This is a genomic window from Streptomyces sp. NPDC002845 (assembly GCF_053591955.1).
The window spans coordinates 88361-112641 of the sequence record NZ_JBSFUU010000018.1; the positions used below are offsets into that span (position 1 = coordinate 88361).

The 24281-nt window shown below is 70.2% G+C and carries 21 protein-coding genes; 14 read left to right on the plus strand and 7 right to left on the minus strand.

The features are described 5' to 3' along the window. Positions 1-201: 201 nt before the first annotated feature. The 4 genes from ACWD3C_RS15655 to ACWD3C_RS15670 all read left to right on the plus strand — a co-directional run bounded on the left by ACWD3C_RS15655 (position 202) and on the right by ACWD3C_RS15670 (position 3947). Positions 202-1242, plus strand: coding sequence for an Rv2578c family radical SAM protein (locus tag ACWD3C_RS15655; RefSeq protein WP_451144100.1), 1041 nt, complete (start codon positions 202-204; stop codon positions 1240-1242). Between the two features lie 203 nt (positions 1243-1445). Next, positions 1446-3038: an alpha/beta hydrolase gene (locus tag ACWD3C_RS15660; RefSeq protein WP_451144102.1), complete on the plus strand. Its 1593-nt coding sequence runs from the start codon at positions 1446-1448 to the stop codon at positions 3036-3038. A 54-nt stretch (positions 3039-3092) separates the two neighbouring features. Beyond that, positions 3093-3395 (plus strand): RidA family protein, encoded by a 303-nt coding sequence (locus tag ACWD3C_RS15665; RefSeq protein ID WP_451144104.1) that lies wholly within the window; start codon positions 3093-3095, stop codon positions 3393-3395. 9 nt (positions 3396-3404) lie between these two features. Beyond that, positions 3405-3947 (plus strand): N-acetyltransferase family protein, encoded by a 543-nt coding sequence (locus tag ACWD3C_RS15670; protein ID WP_451144106.1) that lies wholly within the window; start codon positions 3405-3407, stop codon positions 3945-3947. Here ACWD3C_RS15670 and ACWD3C_RS15675 read toward each other — a convergent pair. Beyond that, the gene (locus ACWD3C_RS15675) at positions 3833-4945 is read right to left on the minus strand and encodes an ATP-binding protein (RefSeq protein WP_451144108.1); all 1113 of its coding nucleotides are present in this window, start codon (positions 4943-4945) and stop codon (positions 3833-3835) included. The two genes, ACWD3C_RS15670 and ACWD3C_RS15675, sit on opposite strands and share 115 nt — an antisense overlap. A gap of 228 nt (positions 4946-5173) precedes the next feature. Between ACWD3C_RS15675 and ACWD3C_RS15680 the strand changes: the two genes are divergently transcribed. Beyond that, on the plus strand, positions 5174-5785 hold the full coding sequence (locus ACWD3C_RS15680) for a response regulator (protein WP_451144110.1): 612 nt from the start codon (positions 5174-5176) through the stop codon (positions 5783-5785). A 322-nt stretch (positions 5786-6107) separates the two neighbouring features. On the opposite strand, the gene ACWD3C_RS15685 is transcribed toward ACWD3C_RS15680, so the two are convergent. Next, a complete protein-coding gene (locus tag ACWD3C_RS15685) occupies positions 6108-6710 on the minus strand; it encodes an adenylosuccinate lyase (protein ID WP_451144112.1) in 603 nt (200 codons plus the stop codon). Between the two features lie 396 nt (positions 6711-7106). Between ACWD3C_RS15685 and ACWD3C_RS15690 the strand changes: the two genes are divergently transcribed. From ACWD3C_RS15690 to pssA, 9 genes are all read left to right on the plus strand, one after another. Further along, positions 7107-8921, plus strand: coding sequence for a 3-hydroxyacyl-CoA dehydrogenase family protein (locus ACWD3C_RS15690; protein ID WP_451144114.1), 1815 nt, complete (start codon positions 7107-7109; stop codon positions 8919-8921). Positions 8922-9078: 157 nt separating this feature from the next. Continuing rightward, the gene (locus tag ACWD3C_RS15695; RefSeq protein ID WP_451144116.1) at positions 9079-9897 is read left to right on the plus strand and encodes a TetR family transcriptional regulator; all 819 of its coding nucleotides are present in this window, start codon (positions 9079-9081) and stop codon (positions 9895-9897) included. Positions 9898-10758: 861 nt separating this feature from the next. After that, positions 10759-12096, plus strand: coding sequence for a crotonyl-CoA carboxylase/reductase (gene ccrA / locus ACWD3C_RS15700; RefSeq protein ID WP_451144118.1), 1338 nt, complete (start codon positions 10759-10761; stop codon positions 12094-12096). Positions 12097-12106: 10 nt separating this feature from the next. Beyond that, positions 12107-14197 (plus strand): protein meaA, encoded by a 2091-nt coding sequence (locus ACWD3C_RS15705; RefSeq protein ID WP_451144120.1) that lies wholly within the window; start codon positions 12107-12109, stop codon positions 14195-14197. Next, positions 14194-15168 carry an HpcH/HpaI aldolase/citrate lyase family protein gene (locus ACWD3C_RS15710; RefSeq protein WP_451144122.1) on the plus strand — a complete coding sequence of 325 codons (975 nt, stop codon included), beginning with the start codon at positions 14194-14196 and terminating at the stop codon, positions 15166-15168. Before ACWD3C_RS15705 ends, ACWD3C_RS15710 begins: the two co-directional genes overlap by 4 nt. 4 nt (positions 15169-15172) lie before the next feature. Next, positions 15173-15700, plus strand: a complete 528-nt coding sequence (locus ACWD3C_RS15715) for a MaoC family dehydratase (RefSeq protein ID WP_451144124.1) — start codon at positions 15173-15175, stop codon at positions 15698-15700. A gap of 2 nt (positions 15701-15702) precedes the next feature. Then, a complete protein-coding gene (locus tag ACWD3C_RS15720; RefSeq protein ID WP_451144126.1) occupies positions 15703-16917 on the plus strand; it encodes an acyl-CoA dehydrogenase family protein in 1215 nt (404 codons plus the stop codon). A gap of 169 nt (positions 16918-17086) precedes the next feature. Next, positions 17087-17743, plus strand: coding sequence for a phosphatidylserine decarboxylase (locus tag ACWD3C_RS15725; RefSeq protein ID WP_451144128.1), 657 nt, complete (start codon positions 17087-17089; stop codon positions 17741-17743). Positions 17744-17765: 22 nt separating this feature from the next. After that, entirely contained in the window at positions 17766-18581 is an 816-nt protein-coding gene (gene pssA, locus ACWD3C_RS15730) for a CDP-diacylglycerol--serine O-phosphatidyltransferase (protein ID WP_451144196.1), read from the plus strand. A gap of 626 nt (positions 18582-19207) precedes the next feature. Here the strand turns inward: pssA and ACWD3C_RS15735 are convergent. Genes ACWD3C_RS15735 through ACWD3C_RS15755 form a run of 5 tightly spaced genes read right to left on the minus strand, consistent with a single transcriptional unit; the run spans position 19208 to position 24141 of the window. Further along, a complete protein-coding gene (locus ACWD3C_RS15735) occupies positions 19208-20470 on the minus strand; it encodes an ABC transporter substrate-binding protein (RefSeq protein WP_451144130.1) in 1263 nt (420 codons plus the stop codon). Continuing rightward, positions 20467-21564 carry a branched-chain amino acid ABC transporter permease gene (locus ACWD3C_RS15740; protein ID WP_451144132.1) on the minus strand — a complete coding sequence of 366 codons (1098 nt, stop codon included), beginning with the start codon at positions 21562-21564 and terminating at the stop codon, positions 20467-20469. Before ACWD3C_RS15740 ends, ACWD3C_RS15735 begins: the two co-directional genes overlap by 4 nt. Next, a complete protein-coding gene (locus tag ACWD3C_RS15745; RefSeq protein WP_451144134.1) occupies positions 21557-22447 on the minus strand; it encodes a branched-chain amino acid ABC transporter permease in 891 nt (296 codons plus the stop codon). The genes ACWD3C_RS15740 and ACWD3C_RS15745 overlap by 8 nt, the downstream gene beginning before the upstream one ends. Then, positions 22444-23250, minus strand: a complete 807-nt coding sequence (locus ACWD3C_RS15750; RefSeq protein WP_451144136.1) for an ABC transporter ATP-binding protein — start codon at positions 23248-23250, stop codon at positions 22444-22446. The genes ACWD3C_RS15745 and ACWD3C_RS15750 overlap by 4 nt, the downstream gene beginning before the upstream one ends. 18 nt (positions 23251-23268) lie before the next feature. Further along, complete coding sequence (locus tag ACWD3C_RS15755) at positions 23269-24141, minus strand: ABC transporter ATP-binding protein (protein WP_451144138.1); 873 nt, start codon at positions 24139-24141, stop codon at positions 23269-23271. Positions 24142-24281: the final 140 nt, after the last annotated feature.

The following is a 24281-nucleotide window of genomic DNA, read 5'->3' on the forward strand; positions in this document are numbered from 1 at the left end:
CTCCAGCACTTGGTGTTGCTCGGGTATGCGGAAAGCCAACCACCAGGCGGCCGGGCCGCCCAAATCGGGGTCCACAAAGGGGAGCGAACGGCACCCGTGGAGGCCCGCGAACAACACCCTCACACGACACTCGAAAATGAGTTCGCACGATCAAGGGAACGCATGTTCTATTCTGTGGCCAGTGCTACCGAGGAGGCCCCCATGCGCTGGGACCATCTGGCCGAGAACCCCGCCACGGCCCGGGACGCCGCGCTGTTCGGCGCGGACGCGGTGATCACGCGTACCTTCGACACCCCCGAGTTCCGGGGCATCACCTTCCACGAGGTCCGGGCGAAGTCGATCGTGAACCGGGTGCCGGGCGCATCCCGCCTGCCCTTCGAATGGACGGTCAACCCGTACCGGGGCTGCACGCACGCGTGTGTCTACTGTTTCGCCCGCAAGAGCCACAGCTATCTGGACCTCGACACGGGCCTCGGCTTCGACTCGCAGATCGTGGTGAAGGTCAACGCGCCGGAGCTGCTGCGCCGCCAGCTCGCCTCGCGCCGCTGGCACGGCGACCACATAGCGATGGGCACCAACGTCGACTGCTACCAGCGGGCGGAGGGCCGCTACCGGCTGATGCCGGGCATCATCGCCGCCCTGCGCGACCACGCGAACCCGTTCTCGATCCTCACCAAGGGCACGCTGATCCTGCGGGACCTCGACCTGCTGAAGCAGGCCGCGGAGGTCACCGAGGTCGGCATCTCCGTCTCCGTCGGCTTCACCGACGACGAGCTGTGGCGCACCGTGGAGCCGGGCACGCCCGCCCCGGAGCGCCGCCTGGACGTGGTCCGCACCCTCGGCGAGCACGGCATCGGCTGTGGGGTGCTCATGGCCCCCGTGATCCCCTTCCTGAGCGACCACCCGGACCGGCTGCGCGCCACCGTGCGGGCGATCGCGGCCTCCGGGGCGACCTCCGTGACACCTCTGGTGCTGCATCTGCGGCCCGGCGCCCGCGAGTGGTTCATGGCCTGGCTGGAGCGCCACCACCCGTATCTCGTACGGCGTTACGAGCGGCTGTACGCGGAGGGCGCGTACGCCCCGAAGTGGTACCAGCGCCGGATCACCCGTCAGGTGCACGAACTGGCCGAGGAGTACGGCATCGGCCCCACGCGCGCGGGGATGCCGCGAAGGATCCCGGCACCCGGGGCCGCCGTACCGGACGAGGTGCCTGCTCGACCGACTCAGCTGACCCTGCTCTGATCGGAGTTGACCCTCCGTCGGCACTTCGCCGACACCTCGCCGGAGCCTCGACGGCACCTCGCCGAGGGCATCCGAGCGCTTCTCGCGACCCAATCGGGTCAAGTCTTCGCAGAACCGGGTTCTTCCGGGTGCCCGTTCCGGGACGATGCGACGAAGGCCGTGGTGTGCACGGCCCAACATCCTCCGTCCTGGGAGGCCACACAATGAAGAAACGCGCAGCTGCTCTGTGCGGTGCCGCCGCCGTGGTGGCCGGGATGGTCACGGCGATCCCGGCCGACGCGAGCGCCGGCTCCGCGTCCGCACCGCGCACCGCCCCCGCCGCCACGGCCGAGCTCGCCTGGAAGAAATGCGGCACCAGCAACTATCCGACGCTCCAGTGCGCGTCCCTGAAGGTGCCGCTCGACCACGCCGACCCGCACGGCAGGCAGATCACGCTCGCCCTCTCCCGCGTCCCGCACACCGCGAAGCAGAAATACCAGGGCCCCCTGCTGGTCAACCCGGGCGGGCCCGGCGGCAGCGGGCTCACGCTCGCCGGCTTCGTCGCGTCCTCGCTGCCGAAGAAGGTCGCGGCGCAGTACGACGTCATCGGCTTCGACCCCAGAGGCGTCGGCGCCAGCAAGCCCGCGCTCGACTGCGAGCCGGGCCACTTCGCACCGGTACGGCCCGACTCCGTGCCCAGCACCCCGGCCGTCGAGAAGGCCAACCTCGACCGCGCCGAGGCCTTCGCCGAGGCGTGCGCCACCAAGTACGCGGACCTGCTGCCATACATCGACACGGTGAGCACGGTCAAGGACATGGACGCGATCCGGCGGGCGCTCGGCACCAAGAAGATCAACTACTTCGGCTACTCGTACGGCACCTACCTGGGCGCCGTCTACGCGAAGCTCTTCCCGGACCGGGTGCGGCGCGCGGTGCTGGACTCCGTCGTCGACCCCACCGGCGTCTGGTACGACGACAACCTCCGGCAGGACTACGCCTTCAACGACCGCCACCGGGCGTTCATGACCTGGATCGCCAAGTACGACACCACGTACAAGCTCGGCACCGACCCGGAGAAGATCGAAGCCAAGTGGTACGCGATGCGGGCGGCCCTGGCCAAGAAGCCCGCGGACGGCGTCGTGGGCGCGTCGGAGCTGGAGGACACCTTCGTCCCCGGCGGCTACTACAACGGCTACTGGCCCTACCTCGCGGAGGCGTTCGCGGCCTTCGTGAACGACAAGAACGACGACCCGCTCGTCGAGGCGTACGAGAACTTCGGCGCCGTCGACGAGGACGGCGACAACGGCTACAGCATCTACACCTCGGTGGAGTGCCGTGACGCGTCCTGGCCGCGCGACTGGGACCAGTGGCGCGACGACAACTGGGCCGCGTACGAGAAGGCACCGTTCCTGACCTGGAACAACGCCTGGTACAACGCACCCTGCGCCTTCTGGCCGACGTACTCGCTGGAGCCCGTCGACGTCTCCAACGACGCGGTGCCCCCGGTGCTGCTCTTCCAGGCGACGGACGACGCGGCCACCCCGTACCAGGGCGGCGTCATGCTCCACCGCCTCCTGCACGGCTCCAGCCTGGTCGTCGAGCAGGACGGCGGCAACCACGGCATCACGCTGAGCGGCAACGCCTGCCTGGACGAGTACCTGGCGGCGTACCTGACCGACGGTTCCGTGCCGCGCGGCGACGGCGAGGCCGACGCGGTGTGCGAGGCACTGCCCGACCCGGAGCCACTGAGCACCGAGGCCGCGTCCACCCCCTCGCGGGGCTCGACACTGCACGGTCTCCTCGGCTTCCGGGGCTGAGGCCGCGGGCCCTTCGTCGGGGGCGTTGTCAGACCCATGGTCCACCATGGACGCATGAGTGAGCCGACCAGGATTCCCACCCCCGACGGGGTCGCCCCCGCCGCCGGGGCCACGTTCGACGACGTCGTCAAACTCACCTGCTTCGTCACGGACATGGCCCACATGCCGGCGATCCGCGCGGCCCGCGCCGAGCACATAGGCACATATCCGACGACCGCCTCCCGGCCGCGTCCGCGGTCCAGGTCGCCTCGCTGGTCCGGCCCGAGTTCCTCATGGAGATCGAGGCGTACGCCGTCGTTCCCACCTGGTGCAGAGCTCCGGGTTGTCCACGCCACCCAACCCGCCCTGCCCGCTTAGGGTGCCGCCATGGACGAGCGACGCCTCCGTATACGTGAGATGACCCTGGCCGACTGCCGCGACGTGGCCGAGATCCGCGTCCGTGGCTGGCAGAGCGCGTACGCGGGGATGATCCCGCAGGCCTACCTCGACGCGATGGACGTGGAGGCGGACGCCGAGCGTCGGCGTCACCACCTCGCGGGCGGTGACGGCTCGGTCGTGAACCTGGTCGCGGAGCGGGACGGCGAGGTCGTCGGGTGGGTGGCGCACGGGCCGTACCGGGACGGGGAAGTCCGCGCCGAGGACGCCGAGTTGTACGCGATCTACGTGCACCCCAGGCATGTCTCCCAGGGTGTGGGGAGCGCGCTGCTCGCCGAGTCGGTCACCCGCTGCGTCGCGGCCGGTCACGGGCGGATGCTGCTGTGGGTGCTCAAGGAGAACCTCTCCGCGCGGCGGTTCTACGAGCGCTGGGGCTTCGCGGCGGACGGCGCCGAGGAACCCTTCGAGGTGGACGGGGTGGCGGTGCCCGAACTGCGCTTCGCGCGCGTGCTGGGCGACGGGGGATCCTCCTGAGTCTCCCGGGGCAGGCGCACGCAGAACACCGCGCCCGCCGGGCGGCCGGGCTCGTACCAGGCGTCGCCCCCGTTGGCGCGGGCCAGGCTGCGGGCGATCCACAGGCCGAGTCCGGTGCCCTCGGTGGCGGACGCGGTGGCCGGGTCGCGGCGGTAGCGCTCGAAGAGGTGCGGGACGAAGGACTCGGGCACACCGGGGCCCTGGTCCGCGACGCGCAGTTCGACGCCGCCGCCGCAGGCCCGCGCGGTGATCTCCACGGGCTCACGGCCGTAGGAGAGCGCGTTCTCCAGGTAGTTGGCGACGATCTCGGCGAAGGCGACCCGGTCCACATGTGCCACGAGGTGCGGCGGGACCGTGAGGCGTACGTCCCGGCCGCGGCACTCGGGTTCGTGGTCGGCGAGTCGTTCCAGGAGGAAGCCCAGTACTTCCACGGGTGCGGGCCTGTTCTGCTGCCAGGCGCTGTCGATCCGTGCGGCGGTGAGGAGTTTGCGCACGAGAGCCTGGAGGCGGGCCGTGCGGTCGGCGATCCGGTCGACGATCTCGGCCCGGCGTTCCTCGGGGAGCGCGGGCGGCGGGTCCTTCAGCACATGGACCAGGGCGCCCAACGCGGCAAGCGGGTTGTGGAGTTGATGGGCGGCCACCGTGACGACCACGCTCTGGTGCTCCAGCGCCGCCCGCAGCGCGCGGTCGGCCTGCCGTCTGCGGGTCGTGTCGCGCAGCGCGGCCACATAGAGCTGCTGCCCGTCGGGCTGTGCGAGGGTCACCCGCATCTCGACGACCTTGGTGAGTCCGCTCGGCAGGACCAGCGTGACATCCGTGAACTCGCCCGCGACCAGCGGCAGGTCGAACGCGGAGCCGACCAGTTCGGCCGGAGGCCGCTCCAGCAGCGCTGCCGCCGCCGGATTGCAGGCACACACCCGGCCGTCGGCGTCGACCGCGACGATCCCGTCCGGCGCGGCGAGCAACATCGCCTGATAGAGCTCCCCCGCGTCAGCCATCGCGCCCCCGCCCGCTTCCGCTCCCGCTCCCGCTCCGACCGCTGTCCCCTCGCCCCCTCCGGCCACTCCTCGTCGCACCCTCAACTCTCTACCGCAGCAAGGCTGTTGGACCAGTCGTACGGACGCCATTTCCTGCTCGTCCCCCTCCATTCCGGACAATCCGGGGCTACGCTCGAACCACCCGCCACGCCCGTCCGTCCGTCCGTCCGTCCGGGGAGAGGATTTGGGATGATCCGCGTGCTCGTGGTCGAGGACCAGCGGGCGCTGGCCGACGCCCTGGCCATCGCCGTCGGGGCGCAACCGGACCTGGAGTGCGCCGACGCGGTGGGCACGGTCGACGAGGCGTTGCGGGAGGCGTCCCGTCGACCGCCCGCCGTCGTCCTGATGGACATTCATCTGCCGGGCCGGGACGGCATCGAGGGCACCCGGCTGCTGAAGGCCGCGCACCCCACCGCGCGCGTGGTCATCCTCACCGCGGACCCGACGCCGGACCAGCTGGCACGGGCCGTGACGGCGGGTGCCTCGGCGTTCCTCGCCAAGCACAGCGCGTTCCCGGACATCCTCACGGCGATCCGCACCACGGCCGACGGCAAGCTCCTGGTGGAGGAGTCCACGCTGACGGCCGAGGACCGCCGGGGGCTCACCCGGCGGGAGCGCGAGGTGCTGGCGCTGCTCGCGCAGGGGCACGGTCCGAAGGCGATCGCGGACCGGCTCGTCCTCAGCCTTCACACGGTCCGCGGGCATGTGAAGAGCGTGCTGGCGAAACTGGACGCCCACAGCCAGCTGGAGGCCGTGGTCACCGCGACCCGCCTCGGCATCCTGCCGCGCCGGCCGCTGTGAGCCGCGCCGAGCCGGTGTGGACCGGCCCGGCCCTCATGAAGCGGGGCGGCCCTCCCGCACCGGGGCGGCCTCCCCGGCGAACCAGGCCGGGACGGCCCTGAACCAGCCCATCTGAGGGGGGCGTTCGCCCCGGTTGGGGGATGGTTGCCGTTCCGATGCCGCGCCTATCGTTCGGAGGGGGCCGCCGGGTCGCAGGGCCCGGGCCTTGTGCGCGGAGATGACGGCAGTCCGGATCCCGCGACGTTCGTCCGCCTGCCGGTCGCCCGTCTCCCGCCGGGCGAACACCTGGCGGCCCCGTCTCCCGCCTCCCCTGCTGCCGGGCTCACTCCTTCGGCAACCGCTTCAAGGCACCGGCCGCCGCCTCCGCGAGCACCGGATGCGCCAGCGCATCGTTCAGCACGGGCCGCGCCCGTACGTCCCCCAGTGCCCCGAGCCCTTCCACGCACGCCAGCGCGACCCGGCGGTACGGATCGTGCGGCCGCAGGCGTCGCCGCAACGTGGTGATCAGCGCGGGAACGGCCTCGGGAGCGCGCAGCTCCACCAGCAGCCGTACCGGATGGAGGGCGTAGCCGACGCGGAGTTCGTTGGTGGCGAGCGCGGCGGCGGCGCGGGCGGTGCGCGGGTCGCCGAGCCGGGCGAGGGCGTACGCGGCGGAGGCACAGCGCTGCGGATCCCGGTGGTTGAGCAGCAGGACGAGCGCCTCGAAGGCCCGCCGGTCCCCCGCGACCCCGAGCCGGAAGGCGGCCAACTCCCGTGCCCACAGCGGCTGCCCGGGCTCGGTCAGTACGGCCGCCAGTTCGTCGGGGTTCTCGGTCCCGACGAGCCGGTAGTACGACGGTGAAGCACCGGCCCCCGCTCCCGTCCCCGCCCCGGCTCCCGCCTCGACCCGTAAGCGCTCCGTGAGTGATCGCAACTCTTCGCTCATGCCGTCGAGCGTAGAGGCGCTCCCCGGGCTCGGGGACCTACATCACAAACTCGGGGACTGGCGCGCTCGTTACCCGCGGGTTAAGCTCAGACGAGCGAGTTACCCACTCGTGTACTGACTTGCGGCGGCCTGGTGACGCAGCCGTCGCGAGTGCTGGTCGGTTCGGTACCTCCAGGTATGCGGTACGCAAGACCTGAAGGACCTCAGTACGACACGGCTCCGGGACAGGGCCGGTCGGTTCCGCCGTTCACCCGGGCATGTGTGCGCCCTCGTCGACGGCACCGGGCGTGTGCGCTCGCAGCCCGGCAACACCCGCACTCCTCACGCACGGTGTGCGCCTGTCGGCGCACCCGGGCGCGCCCCTTCAGTCGTCACCCTCATTCCTGGAGGCCCGCGATGGCCGCTCCCCTGTCCCCCTCCTCCCAGTCCCCGCTGTCCCCGCTCAAGACCGTCGCCGTCGTCGGCCTCGGCACGATGGGCACCGGTATCGCCGAGGTCCTGGCCCGGGCCGGCCGCGAGGTCGTCGGCATCGACATCAGCGAGGCCGCGGCCGCGAAGGCCGTCGCCGCCCTGGAGTCCGCCACCAGTCGTGCCGTGCGGCGCGGCCGGATCACCGAGCAGGAGCGCGAGGACGCCCTCGCCCGCTTCCGCACCTCCACCGACCTGCAGGCCGCCGCCGACGCCGACCTCGTCATCGAGGTGGTTCCGGAGTCGTACGAGATCAAGCAGCAGGTCTTCCGCGAGCTGGACGGGATCGTGCGCCCCGAGACGATCCTCGCCACCGGCACCAACGCCCTGTCCGTCACCCGGCTGGCCGCCGACTCGGCGCGTCCCGAGCGCGTGCTCGGGCTGCACTTCTTCAACCCGGCGCCCGCGATGAAGCTGGCCGAGGTCGTCTCGTCCGTGCTGACCGCGCCGACGGCCGTCTCGGCGGTCACGAACCTCGCCCTCGACCTCGGCAAGGAACCCGTCGCGGTCGGCGACCGGCCCGGATTCGTCGCCGACGGGCTGCTGTTCGGCTACCTCAACCAGGCCGCCGCGATGTACGAGTCGAAGTACGCCTCCCGCGAGGACATCGACGCGGCGATGCGGCTCGGCTGCGGTCTGCCGATGGGCCCGCTCGCGCTGCTCGACCTGATCGGCGTCGACACCGCCCGTACGGTCCTGGAGGCCATGTACGCCGCTTCGCGCGACCGGCTGCACGCGCCCGCGCCCATCCTCAAGCAGCTCAGCGAGGCGGGCCTGACCGGCCGCAAGTCGGGGCGCGGCTTCTACACGTACGAGGCCGCCGGCAGCGGCACCGTCGTGCGGGACACCCTGACGCCGCTGGAGGGCGCCGCCCTGACCCCCGGCCGGACCGTCCGCTCGGTCGGCGTCGCGGGCTCCGGGACCATGGCGTCCGGGATCGCGGAGGTCTTCGCGAAGGCCGGGTACGAGGTCGTCCTCGCCGCGCGCAGCGAGGAGAAGGCGCAGGCGGCGAAGGCCCGGATCGGCAAGTCGCTTTCGCGCTCCGTCGACAAGGGCCGGATGGCGGTCGAGGCCGCGGCCGAGACGCTGGACCGGATCACCCCGGCGGGCTCGTACGACGCCTTCGCCGAGGTCGACCTGGCCTTGGAGGCCGTGGCCGAGGACCTGGAGATCAAGCGGCAACTGTTCGCGACCTTCGACAAGGTCTGCAAGCCGGGCGCGATCCTCGCCACCACGACCTCCTCGCTGCCCGTCGTGGCCTGCGCCCGCGCCACCTCGCGTCCGCAGGACGTGATCGGCATGCACTTCTTCAACCCGGCCCCGGCGATGAAGCTGGTCGAGGTGGTCCGTACGGTCCTGACCGCGGACGACGTGCACGCCACGGTCCGCGAGCTGTGCACCGCGGTCCGCAAGCACCCGGTGGACTGCGGCGACCGGGCCGGTTTCATCGTGAACGCGCTGCTGTTCCCGTACCTCAACAACGCGGTCAAGATGGTCCAGGAGCACTACGCCTCGCTGGACGACATCGACGCCGCGATGAAGCTGGGCGGCGGCTACCCGATGGGCCCGTTCGAACTGCTGGACGTGGTCGGACTCGATGTCTCCCTGGCCATCGAGAAGGTCCTGCACCGCGAGTTCCGTGACCCGGGTCTCGCTCCGGCGCCGCTCCTGGAGCACCTGGTGGCCGCGGGCTGCCTCGGCCGCAAGACCGGCCGCGGCTTCCGCGAACATGCCAAGCGCTGAGCGGCCCGGCGACTGGTTCAGAGGCGACGACTGGGGCGGACTGCTCGACCCGGGCAGCGGTCCGCCGTCCGCCCGGCCCGGCGGTCCCCCTCCCACCGAGGGTGGGGGGATCGGCGGACATGCCCGCTCCCCTGCGCAAATGCAGTACGTTCGGGTCATGTCCCAGCCCGCCAAGTCCTCACGTACACCAGCTACGCCCGACGCGCCGGAAAGTGCCGCGGGCAGTCGCGCCGCCGCCCAACGGCTCAAGATGCGCCGGGAACTGGCGGCCGCGGCGATGGAGCTGTTCTCGACCAAGGGGTACGAAGCGACGACCGTCGACGAGATCGCGGCGGCCGCCGGGGTCGCCCGGCGGACGTTCTTCCGTCACTTCCGCTCCAAGGAAGAGGCGATCTTTCCCGACCACGACGACACCCTGGTCCGGGCTGAGGCGGTGCTCAACGCGGCGCCCTCGCACGAGCATCCGCTCGACACCGTGTGCCGTGGCATCAAGGAAGTCATGAGGATGTACGCGGCCCGGCCGGAGATCTCGGTCGCCCGTTACAAGCTCACGCGGGAGGTACCCACTCTGCGCGAGGCGGAGATCGCGTCGGTCGCTCGCTATGAGCGGCTGTTCACGCGGTATTTGCTGGGGCACTTCGATGAGCACGCGCATGACGACGACGCGAACGATGATCCGTTGCTCGCCGAGGTCGCCGCGTCTGCCGTGGTCACGGCCCACAACCATGTCCTGCGGCGGTGGCTTCGGACTGGGGGGCAGGGGGATGTCGAGGCTCAGCTCGACCATGCGTTCGGGATTGTCCGGAAGACGTTCGGGACGGGCATCGGGGCGGCGGGGCGGGAGTCCGGCGCCCAGGCCTCGGCGCCGGCGTCCGTCGCGTCCCAGGGGGAGGTGCTGGTGGCTGTCGCCAGGACGGATGCACCGCTCGACGAGGTGATGAAGACGATCGAGCAGGCGTTGCGGGAGCGGGCGTAGGGAGCAGGGGGTAGGGGTCAGGGGGTGAGTTTTTCGCCCCGCCGCCCCTACCCGTCCCATTCCCAGGGGCTGCCGCCCCTTCGACCCCGCCAGGGGGTGGGTGCCGCGGGCCGTCGAGTAACCGCGGGGTCGTCCGTTGCTGGTCGCGCAGTTCCCCGCGCCCCTGAGGGGCACGGCTCCAACCCACGCCGGCCTTCCGGCCCAGGCCGGCACCCATCAACCGGTGCCAGGCCGTTGAGCCTCACCGACATCCTTCAACGCCGCCGACACCCATCAGTCCGCCGCCCCCCTGTGCCCCGGCCGGCACCCATCAGCCTGTCCGGCGTTTGAGGACGAGGCCGCAAGGCCGACCCGCCCCCCACCTGCCCGCACCATCCCAACCCACCCCAGACGCCTCCAGCCCGTCCGGCGCTTGAGGACGAGGCCGTTCAGGCCGACCCACAGCAACCCCCACCCACCCCAGGGGGTTCAGGGTGCGCAGCCCCCTTGGCGGGGTCGAAGGGGCGGAGCCCCTGGGGATGGGACGGGTAGCGGCGGCGAAGACACGGGCGTGTACCCCTGCGCGGGCGATCGATCATCGCTCATCTGTTACGGCGAAATGACAAACGAGAGAAATTCATGGCACCGAGTGCCTTGCGTCATGACACGCCGTGCCATACGTTGAAGGAGTCCGGGCTGTCCCCGCAAGCCCTCGGCCCGCGCACCCGGACGCCTGCGTCACAGGCAACCTCCGCGCCACAACGCGCTGCCGAAGCACCACCCTTCGCCGAACCGACGGCACCTCCACAAAACCCTCAGCAGCACCCGACGTAACCCTCAGCAGCGTCTCCCCTCAGGACGCTCGTCGCCGGAGGCACCACCGTGAAGGAAATCCTGGACGCGATCCAGTCGCCGGACTCCACGTCCGCCGACTTCGCCGCACTGCCGCTTCCCTCCTCGTACCGCGCGGTCACCGTGCACAAGGACGAGACGGAGATGTTCGCGGGCCTCACCACCCGCGACAAGGACCCCCGCAAGTCGCTCCACCTGGACGAGGTCCCTCTGCCGGAGCTCGGCCCGGGCGAGGCGCTGGTCGCCGTGATGGCGAGTTCCGTCAACTACAACTCGGTGTGGACCTCGATCTTCGAGCCGCTGCCGACCTTCGGTTTTCTGGAGCGCTACGGCAAGCTCAGCGAGCTCACCAAGCGCCACGACCTGCCGTACCACATCATCGGCTCCGACCTCTCGGGCGTCGTCCTGCGCACCGGCCCCGGCGTCAACGCCTGGAAGCCCGGTGACGAGGTCGTCGCGCACTGCCTCTCCGTCGAGCTGGAGTCGAGCGACGGCCACAACGACACGATGCTCGACCCCGAACAGCGCATCTGGGGCTTCGAGACCAACTTCGGCGGACTCGCCGAGATCGCCCTCGTCAAGTCCAACCAGCTCATGCCCAAGCCGGGCCATCTGAGCTGGGAGGAGGCCGCCGCCCCCGGCCTGGTCAACTCCACCGCCTACCGGCAGCTCGTCTCCCGCAACGGCGCCCAGATGAAGCAGGGCGACAACGTCCTCATCTGGGGCGCCAGCGGCGGACTCGGCTCCTACGCCACGCAGTTCGCGCTCGCCGGCGGCGCCACCCCGATCTGTGTCGTCTCCTCGCCGCAGAAGGCGGAGATCTGCCGGAAGATGGGCGCCGAGCTGATCATCGACCGCACCGCCGAGGACTACAGGTTCTGGAAGGACGAGCACACCCAGGACTCGAAGGAGTGGAAGCGTTTCGGGAAGCGGATCCGCGAACTGACCGGGGGCGAGGACGTCGACATCGTCTTCGAGCACCCAGGCCGCGAGACCTTCGGCGCCTCCGTCTACGTCACCCGCAAGGGCGGCACCATCGTCACCTGCGCCTCGACCTCGGGCTACGAGCACCAGTACGACAACCGCTACCTGTGGATGTCCCTGAAGCGGATCGTCGGCTCCCACTTCGCCAACTACCGCGAGGCATGGGAGGCCAACCGGCTCGTCGCCAAGGGCAGGATCCACCCGACGCTGTCGCGGGTCTACTCCCTGGCGGAGACCGGGCAGGCCGCGTACGACGTGCACCGCAACCTCCACCAGGGCAAGGTCGGTGTGCTGTGCCTCGCCCCCGAGGAGGGCCTGGGCGTGCGCGACGAGGAGATGCGCGCCCAGCACGCCGACGCCATCAACCGCTTCCGGAACATCTGAGGGCCGACAGATGACAGAGCGTCAGACTGCGCCTGCGGCTGCGGGCAGAGAGCGCCCTCAGCCGCAGGCGCAAAAAGAAAGGGACCGGCCGTGGCTCATGCGCACGTACGCCGGTCACTCCACAGCCGAGGCGTCCAACGAGCTGTACCGGCGCAACCTCGCCAAGGGCCAGACCGGTCTGTCGGTCGCGTTCGACCTGCCGACGCAGACCGGCTACGACCCCGACCACATCCTCGCCCGAGGCGAGGTCGGCCGGGTCGGGGTCCCCGTCTCGCACCTCGGTGACATGCGCCGGCTGTTCCAGGACATCCCCCTGGAGCAGATGAACACCTCGATGACGATCAACGCCACGGCCATGTGGCTGCTGGCGCTCTACCAGGTCGTCGCGGAGGAGCAAGGTCTCGACGAGGAGGCCATCACCAAGCTCCAGGGGACGACCCAGAACGACATCGTCAAGGAGTACCTGTCGCGGGGCACTCATGTGTTCCCGCCGGGGCCGAGTCTGCGTCTGACGACGGACATGATCGCGTACACGGTCTCCCACATCCCCAAGTGGAACCCGATCAACATCTGCAGCTACCACCTGCAGGAGGCGGGAGCCACTCCGGTCCAGGAGATCGCGTACGCCATGTCGACGGCCATCGCGGTCCTCGACGCCGTGCGTGACAGCGGGCAGGTGCCGCGGGAGCGCATGGGTGATGTCGTCGCCCGTATCTCCTTCTTCGTGAACGCGGGCGTCCGGTTCGTCGAAGAGATGTGCAAGATGCGGGCGTTCGGGCGCATCTGGGACCGGATCACGCGGGAGCGGTACGGCATCGAGAACCCCGAACAGCGGCGCTTCCGGTACGGCGTCCAGGTCAACTCCCTCGGGCTGACCGAGGCGCAGCCGGAGAACAACGTCCAGCGGATCGTGCTGGAGATGCTCGCCGTGACACTGTCGAAGGACGCACGCGCGCGTGCCGTGCAGCTGCCCGCCTGGAACGAGGCGCTGGGGCTCCCCCGGCCCTGGGACCAGCAGTGGTCGCTGCGCATCCAGCAGGTGCTGGCGCACGAGAGTGATCTGCTGGAGTACGAGGACATCTTCGAGGGCTCGAAGGTCATCGAGGCGAAGGTGGCCCAGCTGGTCGAGGAGTCGTTCGCCGAGATCGACCGCATCCAGGAGATGGGCGGCGCGATGGCGGCCGTCGAGTCGGGGTACCTGAAGTCGCAGCTCGTCGCCTCGCACGCGGAGCGCAGGGCCCGTATCGAGTCCGGTCAAGAGAAGATCGTGGGCGTCAACATCTTCGAGACGACCGAGCCGAACCCGTTGACGGCCGACCTGGACACCGCGATCCAGACGGTCGATCCGGCGGTCGAGGCACGGGTCATCGAGTCGATACGGCACTGGCGCGACACCCGCTACCAGCCCCCCTTCAACCACCCGCGCCCCTGCAAGGCGCTGGAGAAGCTCAAGGAGGCCGCCGCGGGCACCGCCAACCTCATGGAGGCCACCCTGGAGTGCGCCCGCGCCGGTGTCACGACCGGCGAGTGGGCCGGGGCCCTGCGCGAGGTCTTCGGGGAGTTCCGTGCCCCCACCGGTGTCTCGTCCGCGCCGGTCGCGGTCACCGCCGAGGAGGGCACAGCGATGGCCGACGTCCGCCGCAGGGTCGACGCGACCGCCCGTGACCTGGGCGTCGGCAAGCTCCGCTTCCTGGTGGGCAAGCCGGGCCTGGACGGGCACTCCAACGGGGCCGAGCAGATCGCCGTGCGGGCCCGGGACGCCGGGTTCGAGGTGGTCTACCAAGGCATCCGGCTCACGCCCGAGCAGATCGTGGACGCGGCCCTCGCCGAGGACGTGCACGCGGTCGGCCTGTCCGTCCTCTCCGGCTCGCACGCCCAGCTCGTCCCGGACGTGCTGGAGCGGCTGCGCGAGGCCGGTGCGGCCGACATCCCGGTGATCGCCGGCGGGATCATCCCGAACGGCGACGCCGAGCAGCTCAGGGCCACCGGAGTGGCCGCGGTCTTCACCCCGAAGGACTTCGACATCACCGGGATCATCGGCCGTATCGTCGACGAGATCCGCAAAGCCAACAAGCTCGACCCCCTGGAGGTCCCCGCATGACCAGCCCCGTCCCTCAGGTGAACCGCCTTCGCCCGCGGCGCTCCTGCCTCGCGGTGCCGGGCAGCAACCCCCGCTTCCTGGAGAAGGCCCAGGGCCTCCCCGCCGACCAGGTCTTCCTCGACCTGGAGGACGCGTGCGCCCCGCTCGCCAAGCCCGAGGCGCGGCACACGATCGTCAAGTTCCTCAACGAGGGCGACTGGACGGGCAAGACGCGGGTCGTGCGCGTCAACGACTGGACGACGGAGTGGACGTACCGCGATGTCGTGACCGTCGTCGAGGGCGCGGGCCCGAATCTCGACTGCATCATGCTGCCGAAGGTGCAGGACGCCCAGCAGGTCGTGGCGCTGGACCTGCTCCTGACCCAGATCGAGAAGACGATGGGCTTCGAGGTCGGCCGCATCGGTATTGAGGCACAGATCGAGAATGCACAGGGCCTCAACAACGTCAATGAGATCGCTCAAGCCTCTCAACGTATTGAGACGATCATCTTCGGCCCGGCCGACTTCATGGCGTCGATCAACATGAAGTCGCTCGTCGTGGGCGAGCAGCCGCCCGGCTACCCGGCGGACGCGTACCACTACATCCTGATGAAGATCCTGATGGCCGCCCGCGCCAACGACCTCCAGGCGATCGACGGCCCCTACCTGCAGATCCGCAACGTCGACGGCTACCGCGAGGTCGCCCGGCGCGCCGCCGCCCTCGGCTTCGACGGCAAGTGGGTACTGCACCCGGGTCAGGTCGAGGCGTCCAACGAGATCTTCTCGCCCTCGCAGGAGGACTACGACCACGCCGAGCTGATCCTGGACGCGTACGAGTACTGCACATCCGAGGCGGGCGGCAAGAAGGGTTCCGCGATGCTCGGCGACGAGATGATCGACGAGGCCAGCCGCAAGATGGCGCTGGTCGTCGCGGGCAAGGGACGCGCCGCCGGTATGCAGCGCACCAGTACGTTCGAGATCCCGGAGGCGTGAGGCGATGCAGTTCGGGCGCACCTACGAGGAGTTCGAGGTCGGGGCGGTCTACAAGCACTGGCCCGGGAAGACGGTCACGGAGTACGACGACCATCTCTTCTGTCTCCTCACCATGAACCACCACCCGCTCCACATGGACACCAACTATGCGGAGAAGACGACGGACTTCGGCAAGAACGTCGTCGTCGGGAACTACATCTACTCGCTGCTGCTCGGCATGTCCGTGCCGGACGTGTCGGGCAAGGCCATCGCCAACCTGGAGATCGAGTCGCTGCGGCATGTGGCGCCGACCTTCCACGGGGACACGATCTACGGCGAGACGACGGTCCTCGACAAGACCCCCTCGAAGTCCAAGTCGGACCGCGGGATCGTCTACGTCGAGACCAAGGGCTACAAGCAGGACGGCACGCTGGTCTGCGTGTTCCGCCGCAAGGTGATGGTCCCCACCGAGACGTACATCAAGGAGCGCGGCGGCGAACAGCCGGGCCGCCCGGAGCTGACCGCACCTGCGGAAAAGAAGACGGAGAAGTAGCCATGTCGCGACTCGCGCAGACCGCCGGCCTGACCGACATCCAGCAGGAAATCCTGTCCACCGTCCGGGACTTCGTGGACAAGGAGATCATCCCGGTCGCGACCGAGCTGGAGCACCGCGACGAGTACCCGCAGCAGATCGTCGACGGGCTCAAGGAGTTGGGTCTCTTCGGGCTGATGATCCCCGAGGAGTACGGCGGTCTGGGCGAGTCCCTGCTCACGTACGCGCTGTGCGTGGAGGAGATCGCGCGCGGCTGGATGTCGGTCTCCGGCATCATCAACACCCACTTCATCGTGGCGTACATGCTCAAGCAGCACGGCACGCAGGAGCAGAAGGACCACTTCCTGCCGAAGATGGCGCTCGGCGAGATCCGGGGCGCCTTCTCGATGTCCGAGCCGGGGCTCGGCTCGGACGTGTCGGCGATCACGTCGAAGGCGGTCAAGGACGGCGACGAGTACGTCCTGAACGGTCAGAAGATGTGGCTGACGAACGGCGGAACGTCAACACTCGTCGCCGTACTCGTCCGAAGTGACGAAGGACATACCCGTTCAGAAACAGCCACAGCACCCCACAAGTCGATGACGACCTTCCTCGTGGAGAAGGAGCCCGGGTTCGGGGAGGTGCGGCCCGGACTGACCATTCCCGGGAAGATCGACAAGATGGGTTACAAGGGCGTCGACACGACCGAACTCATCATGGACGGACTGCGCATTCCGGCGAATCGGGTGCTCGGCGGGGTCACCGGCCGAGGGTTTTACCAAATGATGGACGGCGTGGAAGTCGGCCGGGTGAATGTGGCGGCGCGTGGCTGCGGCGTCGCTCAGCGTGCGTTCGAACTGGGTGTCGAGTACGCCCAGCAGCGGCACACCTTCGGCAAGCCGATCGCCCAGCACCAGGCGATTCAGTTCAAGCTGGCCGAGATGGCTACCAAGGTCGAGGCCGCCCATGCGATGATGGTGAACGCAGCACGCAAAAAGGACTCGGGAGAACGAAACGACCTCGAAGCAGGGATGGCGAAGTACCTCGCCTCCGAATACTGCAAAGAGGTCGTCGAGGACGCATTCCGGATCCACGGCGGCTACGGCTTCTCCAAGGAGTACGAGATCGAGCGCCTCTACCGTGAGGCGCCGATGCTGTTGATCGGTGAAGGTACCGCCGAAATCCAGAAAATGATCATCGGGCGCAGGCTGCTCGAAGAGTATCGACTCCAGGGCTGAATGTCTGGTTCAGGATGTTTTCTCCGAGAAGAAGATCACACCCCGTCAGCCGTTCTCGGCCTCCGACTCGGCTGCTTGGCTTGCCCAGTTGTGGCCCGCGACCGGTACGATCCCCGGAAAGCCGCCGTCCCCCGTTACTGCGCGGCATCATCCGCTACGAAGGTCATCCATGCCCCACAGCCAAACCTCTGCACCACGCGACAGCCTGGCAGGCGTACGCCTCGCGCGCGGAGCATCGCCGTGGCTTCTCCCGACCGTCGCCACCGCAGCCCTCAGCCTGGTACGCGCGCGCAAGTCCGGCGCCGCCAAGGCCGTCGCCGTGCCCGCCACCGCGCTCGCGGCGGGCATGCTGTGGTTCTTCCGCGACCCCGAGCGCGAGATCGCCCAGGGCCGGGTCATCTCGCCCGCCGACGGAGTGGTGCAGAGCATCATGCCGTGGAAGGACGGCCGCACCCGCGTCGCGATCTTCATGAGCCCCCTCAACGTCCACGTCAACCGCGCGCCGCTCTCCGGCACGGTGGCGTCGGTCGAGCACATCCCGGGTGGGTTCGTACCGGCGTTCAACAAGGAGAGCGAGAACAACGAGCGCGTCGTCTGGCACTTCGACACCGAACTCGGTGACATCGAGATGGTCCAGATCGCCGGCGCGGTCGCTCGCCGCATCGTCCCCTACATCCCCCAGGGCACCAAGGTGGAGCAGGGCGACCGGATCGGACTGATCCGCTTCGGCTCGCGCGTCGACATCTACCTCCCCGAGGGAGTCGAGGTCGCGGTCGAGGTCGGTCAGAAGACCGTGGCTGGGGTGACTCGCATTGACCGTGATTGATCCGGAGACACAGACCGGCTGGGTGCCGGAGGCGGACGAGGACGACGAGGAGGAGATGCCTCTTTCTCTTCGCCTCTCAATAGCGGACACGCTGACGCTGGGCAACGCCACGTGCGGCTTCATGGCGGTGTACTTCACCACCACCGGCATCCTGATCCCGCACCTCACCGGCAGCCAGGAAACGGGCATGGCCCGGCACAGCGCCGCCACGGCGGTCATCCTGATGCTGTGCGCGGCAGTCTTCGACCTGTTCGACGGCCTGGTGGCGCGCAAGCTCCGCTCCTCCCCCATGGGCGCCGAGCTGGACAACCTCTCGGACCTGATCAGCTTCGGCCTGGCACCGGCGTACTTCGTCCTCGTCTACGGCATGGTCGCCGACGACGCGCACCAGCGGGTGGCGGCGGTGGGCGCGATCGTGGTGTTGCTGGCGGTCGTACTGAGGCTGGCGAGATTCTCCTGCGTGACGGTGAAGGACGGCACGTTCCAGGGCATGCCGTCGCCGTTCGGCGCGCTCACGGTGGTCGCGATCGTGCTGCTGGAGCTGCCCTTCGTGGCGACGCTGCTGGCGATCCTGGGTACCGCGTGGCTGATGGTCAGCCGCGTGGAGTACCCGAAGCCGCGGGGGCGCCTCGCGGTGGCGATGCTCTCCTGGATCGTGCTGTCGATGGGCCTCCTGGCGGCCTGGGCCTTCGGCGCCCCCAGCGGCCAGCTGCTCCTTCAGACGGGCTGCGCGCTCCAGCTGGTCATGGGCGCGGTGATCCCGCTGTTCGCCACCGCGCGCCGCGTGAACAACTTCCGTGACAACCGTCGTGAGGCACGGGCGGCGCAGCTGCCGTAGTCGTTCTGCCGTACACGTCGAAGAGGGCCCGGACCACTTGGTCCGGGCCCTCTTCGCGTCGGCCCTCACCGGGCACGATGGCGGTCCGGGGGCGCGCCCCCGGATGCCCCAGCCCAGCAGGCACCCGGAACTGCTGGACCGGCCTCTCGGTGTACCGGGGCGGTCGACGAACTCGCGCCGCCGGGGGGCGGGCAATCCGACGGCTCTGCACGCCGAGCTCGTCGATCCTCGCTGGTCGGCTGCGATCTGTCGGCGGGGCCTCTTCGCTGGTCCCGCTCAGGCGGCCAACACGCATCAGGCGCTGTCCTGGCTGATCACCTCCGGCCGCCGGACGGAGGCCGCCCGACCGGGTCTCGTCAAGCGCCTGGAGCGCGGGGCCCGGGTGGCCGACCTGATCGTGGGGCGGACCTGGCCCGCCTCCTGGAGGACCCACCCGCGGCCCTGCGGCGCTGTGCACCCCGGCTCCCTGGCGCAGCCGGGTGGATACGGCCTCGGTACCCGAGGCGGTATCGCCAGCGCGTCGCGCTGCTCGCCGAGGCGGGCTTCGCGCGGGCCTGGGCGACGCACGGCACGTCGTACGGCGGTGAGTCGAGCGGGTCCGGCCCGTTCGACTCACCGCGGACGGCTCACGCCTGGGGTGTGTACGCCTGTGCCACCTCGGACGCCTCCGCCTCCCGTACGACCTTCATGCCGCCCGTGACGGCCTTGTCCGGCTGGAGGATGACGCTCTCCTTGGAGGACGGGGAGGCCGGGTCGGTGAAGTTCTGGGGGACGCCGAAGCCGATGTCGAAGTCGTCGATGGTCAGCAGGGCCTTGTCCACGCCCTCCCTGGTGAGGTCCTTGCTCTCGCAGGCCTTCTTCAGGGCCTCGCCGAAGACGGCGGCGGCGGTCCAGCCGGCGACGACGCCGTTGTCGAGGGAGTCGTCCGGGTAGGCGGCCTGGTAGTCGGTGACGAGCTTCTTCGCCTCCGGGGTGTCACCGCCGATGGGGAGCGAGGGCGAGGCCACGTAGTAGTTCTGCGCGAGGGCCGGGCCCGCCTGGGTGGCCAGGAGCTGCGGGGCGAAGGCCGAGTTGTTGCCGATGATCGGGACAGCGAAGCCACTGGCCGCGGAGACGCCGACGAGGGAGGCTGCCTGGCGCGGGCCCGCGCTGATCACGACGGCGTCTACCCCGGCCTTGCGCAGGGCCGTGACCTGGGCGGTCATATCGTTGTCGGTCGGTTTGATCTTCTGCTCGACGATGGTCAGACCGGACTCCTCCGCCATGTGCTTGGCGCCGGCGAGGGCGCTCTCGCCGTAGTCGCCCTCGAAGTACACGTGCCCGATCTTGTCGCCCTCCTTGATGCCCTTCTCCTTCATCAGGAAGTCGAGGGCGTTGATCGTCTCGACGGCGTACGTGGAGCCGATGACCCGGATGTACGGGCTGCCGAGCAGCGAGTCCGCCCAGGCCTGCGGCAGCACGAGCACCTTGTCCTGGCCGTCGATGCGCTGCTTGACAGCGGCGACGAACGGCGAGCCGATGAACTGGGCGAAGCCGAGCACCTCCGGCTCCAGCTCGGTGTACCCGGAGACGGCCTTCTGCGGGTCGTAGCCGTGGTCGCGGACGGAGAGGGCCACGTTGTAGCCGCAGACACCCCCGTCGGCGTTGAGCTGCTTCACGTACAGCTGCTGGGCCTGGGTGACGCTCTTGCCGAGGGTGGCGTACACGCCGGTCATGTCGGTGAGCACACCGAGTGTGATCGTCTTGCCGGAGATGCCCTCACCCGTCTTGACCCCGCCTGTGGCCTGCTGGTCGTCACTGTCGTCGTTGGCCTTGGAACTGCACCCGGCCAGCACGAGCAGCGCCGCGAGCGCGCCGGCGGCCACCCGGGCCATGTGTGTCGTCCTCATCGTTCCTCCCCTGATTCCCCTGGGTCGTGCCTGACGCGACGCCGGGCGGCCACCCTGACCAGGCCGCCCGGCATGAAGAGCACCACCGCGACAACGGCGGCGCCGTAGAGGTACCGGGACGCCTCGCCCGGTGCGATCCCGCCCGTGCCGGGGGCGGAGACCAGGGGCAGCGCGTCGCTGTAGCGGGTCAGCAGCTGCGGCAGCAGGGAGACGAAGGCGGCGCCGACCACCGCGCCGGAGACCGAGCCGAGTCCGCCGATCACGATCATGGCGAGGTATTCGAGGGAGAGCGTGATGCCGAAGTAGTCCGGCACCGTCCGCTGGAACACCAGTGCCAGCAGGACCCCGGCGAGCCCCGCGTACATCGAGGACAGGACGAAGACGGCGGCCCGGTAGCGGGCCACGGGCACGCCGATCACCCCGGCGGCGATGCGGTGGTCGCGGATGGCGTTCATGGCCCGGCCCGGCCGGCCGCGCAGCACTCCGCGCGCGAACAGCCCACAGCCCAGCAGCAGCACCAGCCCGACGTACCAGAGCTTCTCCGCCGACCCGAACGGCACGGCGGCCACGACGAGCTCGCTGTCGTCGAAGGTGAGGCCGAACAGGCTCAGCGGCGGTACGTCACGGCCGTTGAAGCCGCCGGTCAGGTCGCGGGCGTTGAACAGCACATGCTGCCCGATGAAGATCAGCGCGAGGGTCGCGATGCCGAGGTACGCCCCGCGCAGGCGTCCGGCGATGGGGCTGAAGAGGCCGCCCGCCGCACCCGCGACGAGGACGGCGAGCCCGGCCGCGAGCCAGGTCGGCAGGCCGAGCCCGGCGAGCCCGTCGCCCCCGTCCGCGGCGAACACGCAGTAGCCGTACGCGCCGACCGCGAGGAAGAAGGCGTGCCCCATGGAGAGCTGGCCGGTGGCTCCGGTGAGGAGGTTGATGCCGATCGCGCCGATCGCGGCGGCCATCGCGAAGAGGCCCGCCTGGAGCCAGAAGCGGTCGAGGTAGAAGGGGAGAGCGAGGAGGACGACGGTGCCGGCGGCCCAGATGTACCACGAGGGGCGGCCGAGCTTGTACGTCGCTCTGTGGGTGAGGACCTCAGACACGGGCCAGCTCCTTCGTGCCGAACAGCCCGGCGGGCCGGATGAGCAGGATGACGGTCATCACGAGGTACGGGGCCAGGTCGCCGAGCCCCCGCCCGAGGAAGGTGAGTTCGCTCTGATAGCCGGTGGCCAGCGACTCGGTGACCCCGACGAGCAGTCCGCCGACGAGGGCGCCGGTGGTGGAGTCGAGGCCGCCGAGGATGGCGGCCGGGAAGGCTTTGAGCGCGGCCAGCGACGTGGCCCGCTCCAGCCCCGGCGTCGGGAAGACCGTCAGGAACAGCGCCGCCACGGCCGCGAGCCCGCCCGCCACGGCCCAGGCACCCAGTGAGACCCTCCCGAGCCGTACGCCCATCAGCGCCGCCGTCTCCGCGCTCTCGGCGGCGGCGCGCATCGCGACGCCCCAGGAGGTGTAGCGGAAGGCGAGCAGGAACGCGGTGATGAGCAGGGCCGCGGCCACGAACGCGGCGATGCGGGTGTGCGCCAGGGAGATGGAGCCGATCGTGAGGACGGCGTCGCCCCACGGGTCGCCGAGGGCGAGGACGTCCGTGCCGATGCGGCGGGTCAGTTCGGTGGTGAGCAGGATGTCCACGCCGATCGTGACGATGGCCAGCACGCTGTGGTCGGCTCCCCGGTACCGCCGCATCACCAGGAACTCCACGGCCGCCCCCACCACGGCCGCGCCCGCGATCCCGGTGAGCAGCGCGGGCCAGAAGCCGATGTCGTCGTGGAGGGTCGCGGTGATGTACCCGCCCGCCAACAGCAGTGACGCGTGGGCGAAGTTGACGACCTCGGTGGCCCGGAAGATCACCACGAACCCGAGGGCGATGAGGGCGTACACGGACCCCATGGAGATGCCGTTGAGGAGCAGTTCGGCGAACGTGGTCACTGTGCGTTCGCCTCCCCCAGGTAGGCGCGGACGACCGCCGGATCGTTCTGTACGTCGGCGGGGGCGCCGTCCGCGATACGGCGCCCGAAGTCGAGTACGGTCACCGCGTCGGCGAGCCGCATCACCACCCCCATGTCGTGTTCCACCAGCACGATCGAGATGCCGAGGCTGTCGCGGACTCCCGCGATCACGGCGGCTGTCCGCCGCCGCTCGTCGGCGGTCATACCGGCCACCGGCTCGTCCAGGAGCAGCAGCCGTGGCTCCATGCACAGCGCGCGAGCGAGTTCGGCGAGCTTCTGCTGCCCGTACGGGAGGGAGCCGGCCGGGCGGCCGAGATACGTCTGGATGCCGACGAACTCCGCGATCTCGCGGACCCGTTGGCGGTGCCTGTGCTCCTCACGGGCCGCCCACGGAAGCCGGAGTCCCGCCGCCAGGAAGCCCGTTCGGGTGAGCCGGTGCCGGCCGAGGAGCAGGCTGTCCTCGACGGTGGCCAGCGGCGGCAGGGCGAGATTCTGGAAGATCCGGGCCACCCCGAGATCGGCGATGCGGTGCGGAGGCATGCCGGTCAGCTCGTGCTCGCCGAAGTGGACGGTGCCCGCGGTGGCGCGGTAGACGCCGGAGAGGACGTTGAAGCAGGTGGACTTTCCGGCGCCGTTGGGACCGATGAGGGCGTGGACGGTGCCGGGGCGGACGGTGAAGGTGACGGAGTCGAGGGCGGTGAGACCGGCGAAGCGGACGGTCAGCTCTCTGACGTGGAGGGGAGGGACCGGGGTCCCCTGGGATGCCTCGGACGGCTCACTCATCGGCTCACTCATCGTGGCTCACCCCTTCCACCGCGTCAGCGCCGGGTGCGTACGGCGGGCCCGGTCAGCGTCGGCGGCCGCCTCCTCGTCGACGACGCCCAGGTAGCGGCGGCGGACCTCGTCGGAGGAGGCGAGTTCCGCCGCCGGGCCGGAGAGGGTCACTTCGCCCACTTCGAGGACGTACGCGGTCGAGGCGAGCCGGAGCGCCAGCGCCGCGTTCTGCTCGACGAGCAGCACGGACGTCCCCTGTTCGTTGATCTCCCGTACGGTGTCGGCGATCCGCTCGGCCATCAGCGGGGCGAGGCCGAGGGACGGCTCGTCGAGGAGGAGCAGCCTCGGGGCGGCCATCAGGGCGCGGGCGACGGCGAGCATCTGCTGTTCGCCGCCGGAGAGCAGGCCGGCGCGCTGCTGGGCGCGTTCGGCGAGGACGGGGAACAGTTCGTGGACGCGGCGCAGGGCGGTGCTCCGGGCGGCGCGTCCGCCGGTGGCTCCTAGGGCTCCGGCGCGGAGGTTGTCGGCGACCGTCATCCGGGCGAACACCCGCCGCCCTTCGGGAACTTGGGACACCCCGGCGGCGACCACACGGTCCGGCGACAGCGCGTCGAGCCGCCGCCCGCCGAAGGAGACCGTCCCTGCGGTGACGGCGCCGCCGTGGAAGGTGAGCGTGCGGCTCACGGCCCGCAGCAGCGTGGACTTGCCCGCGCCGTTGCCGCCGAGCACCGTCACCACGGCTCCCTCGGGCACCTCCAGCGAAACCTGGCGCAGTGCGCGTACGGGGCCGTATCCGACCGACAGCTCCTGTACGACGAGACCGGAACCGACACCAACACCAGAACCAGAACCTGCCCCAGAGCCAGGGCCAGGACCTGAACCCGAACCTGAACCGCCCATGGCGCTCCCCCCTTTCCTCACCCGACGCGCCCTCGCCTTGTGGCCTCCTTCGGTGTGGCGCTCACGACAGCACCGGCGCGGGCGCCCGTCCACGGGGCGGGAACGAAACGCTGCGGGTGACCAGCGGGGGCGGCCGGGTG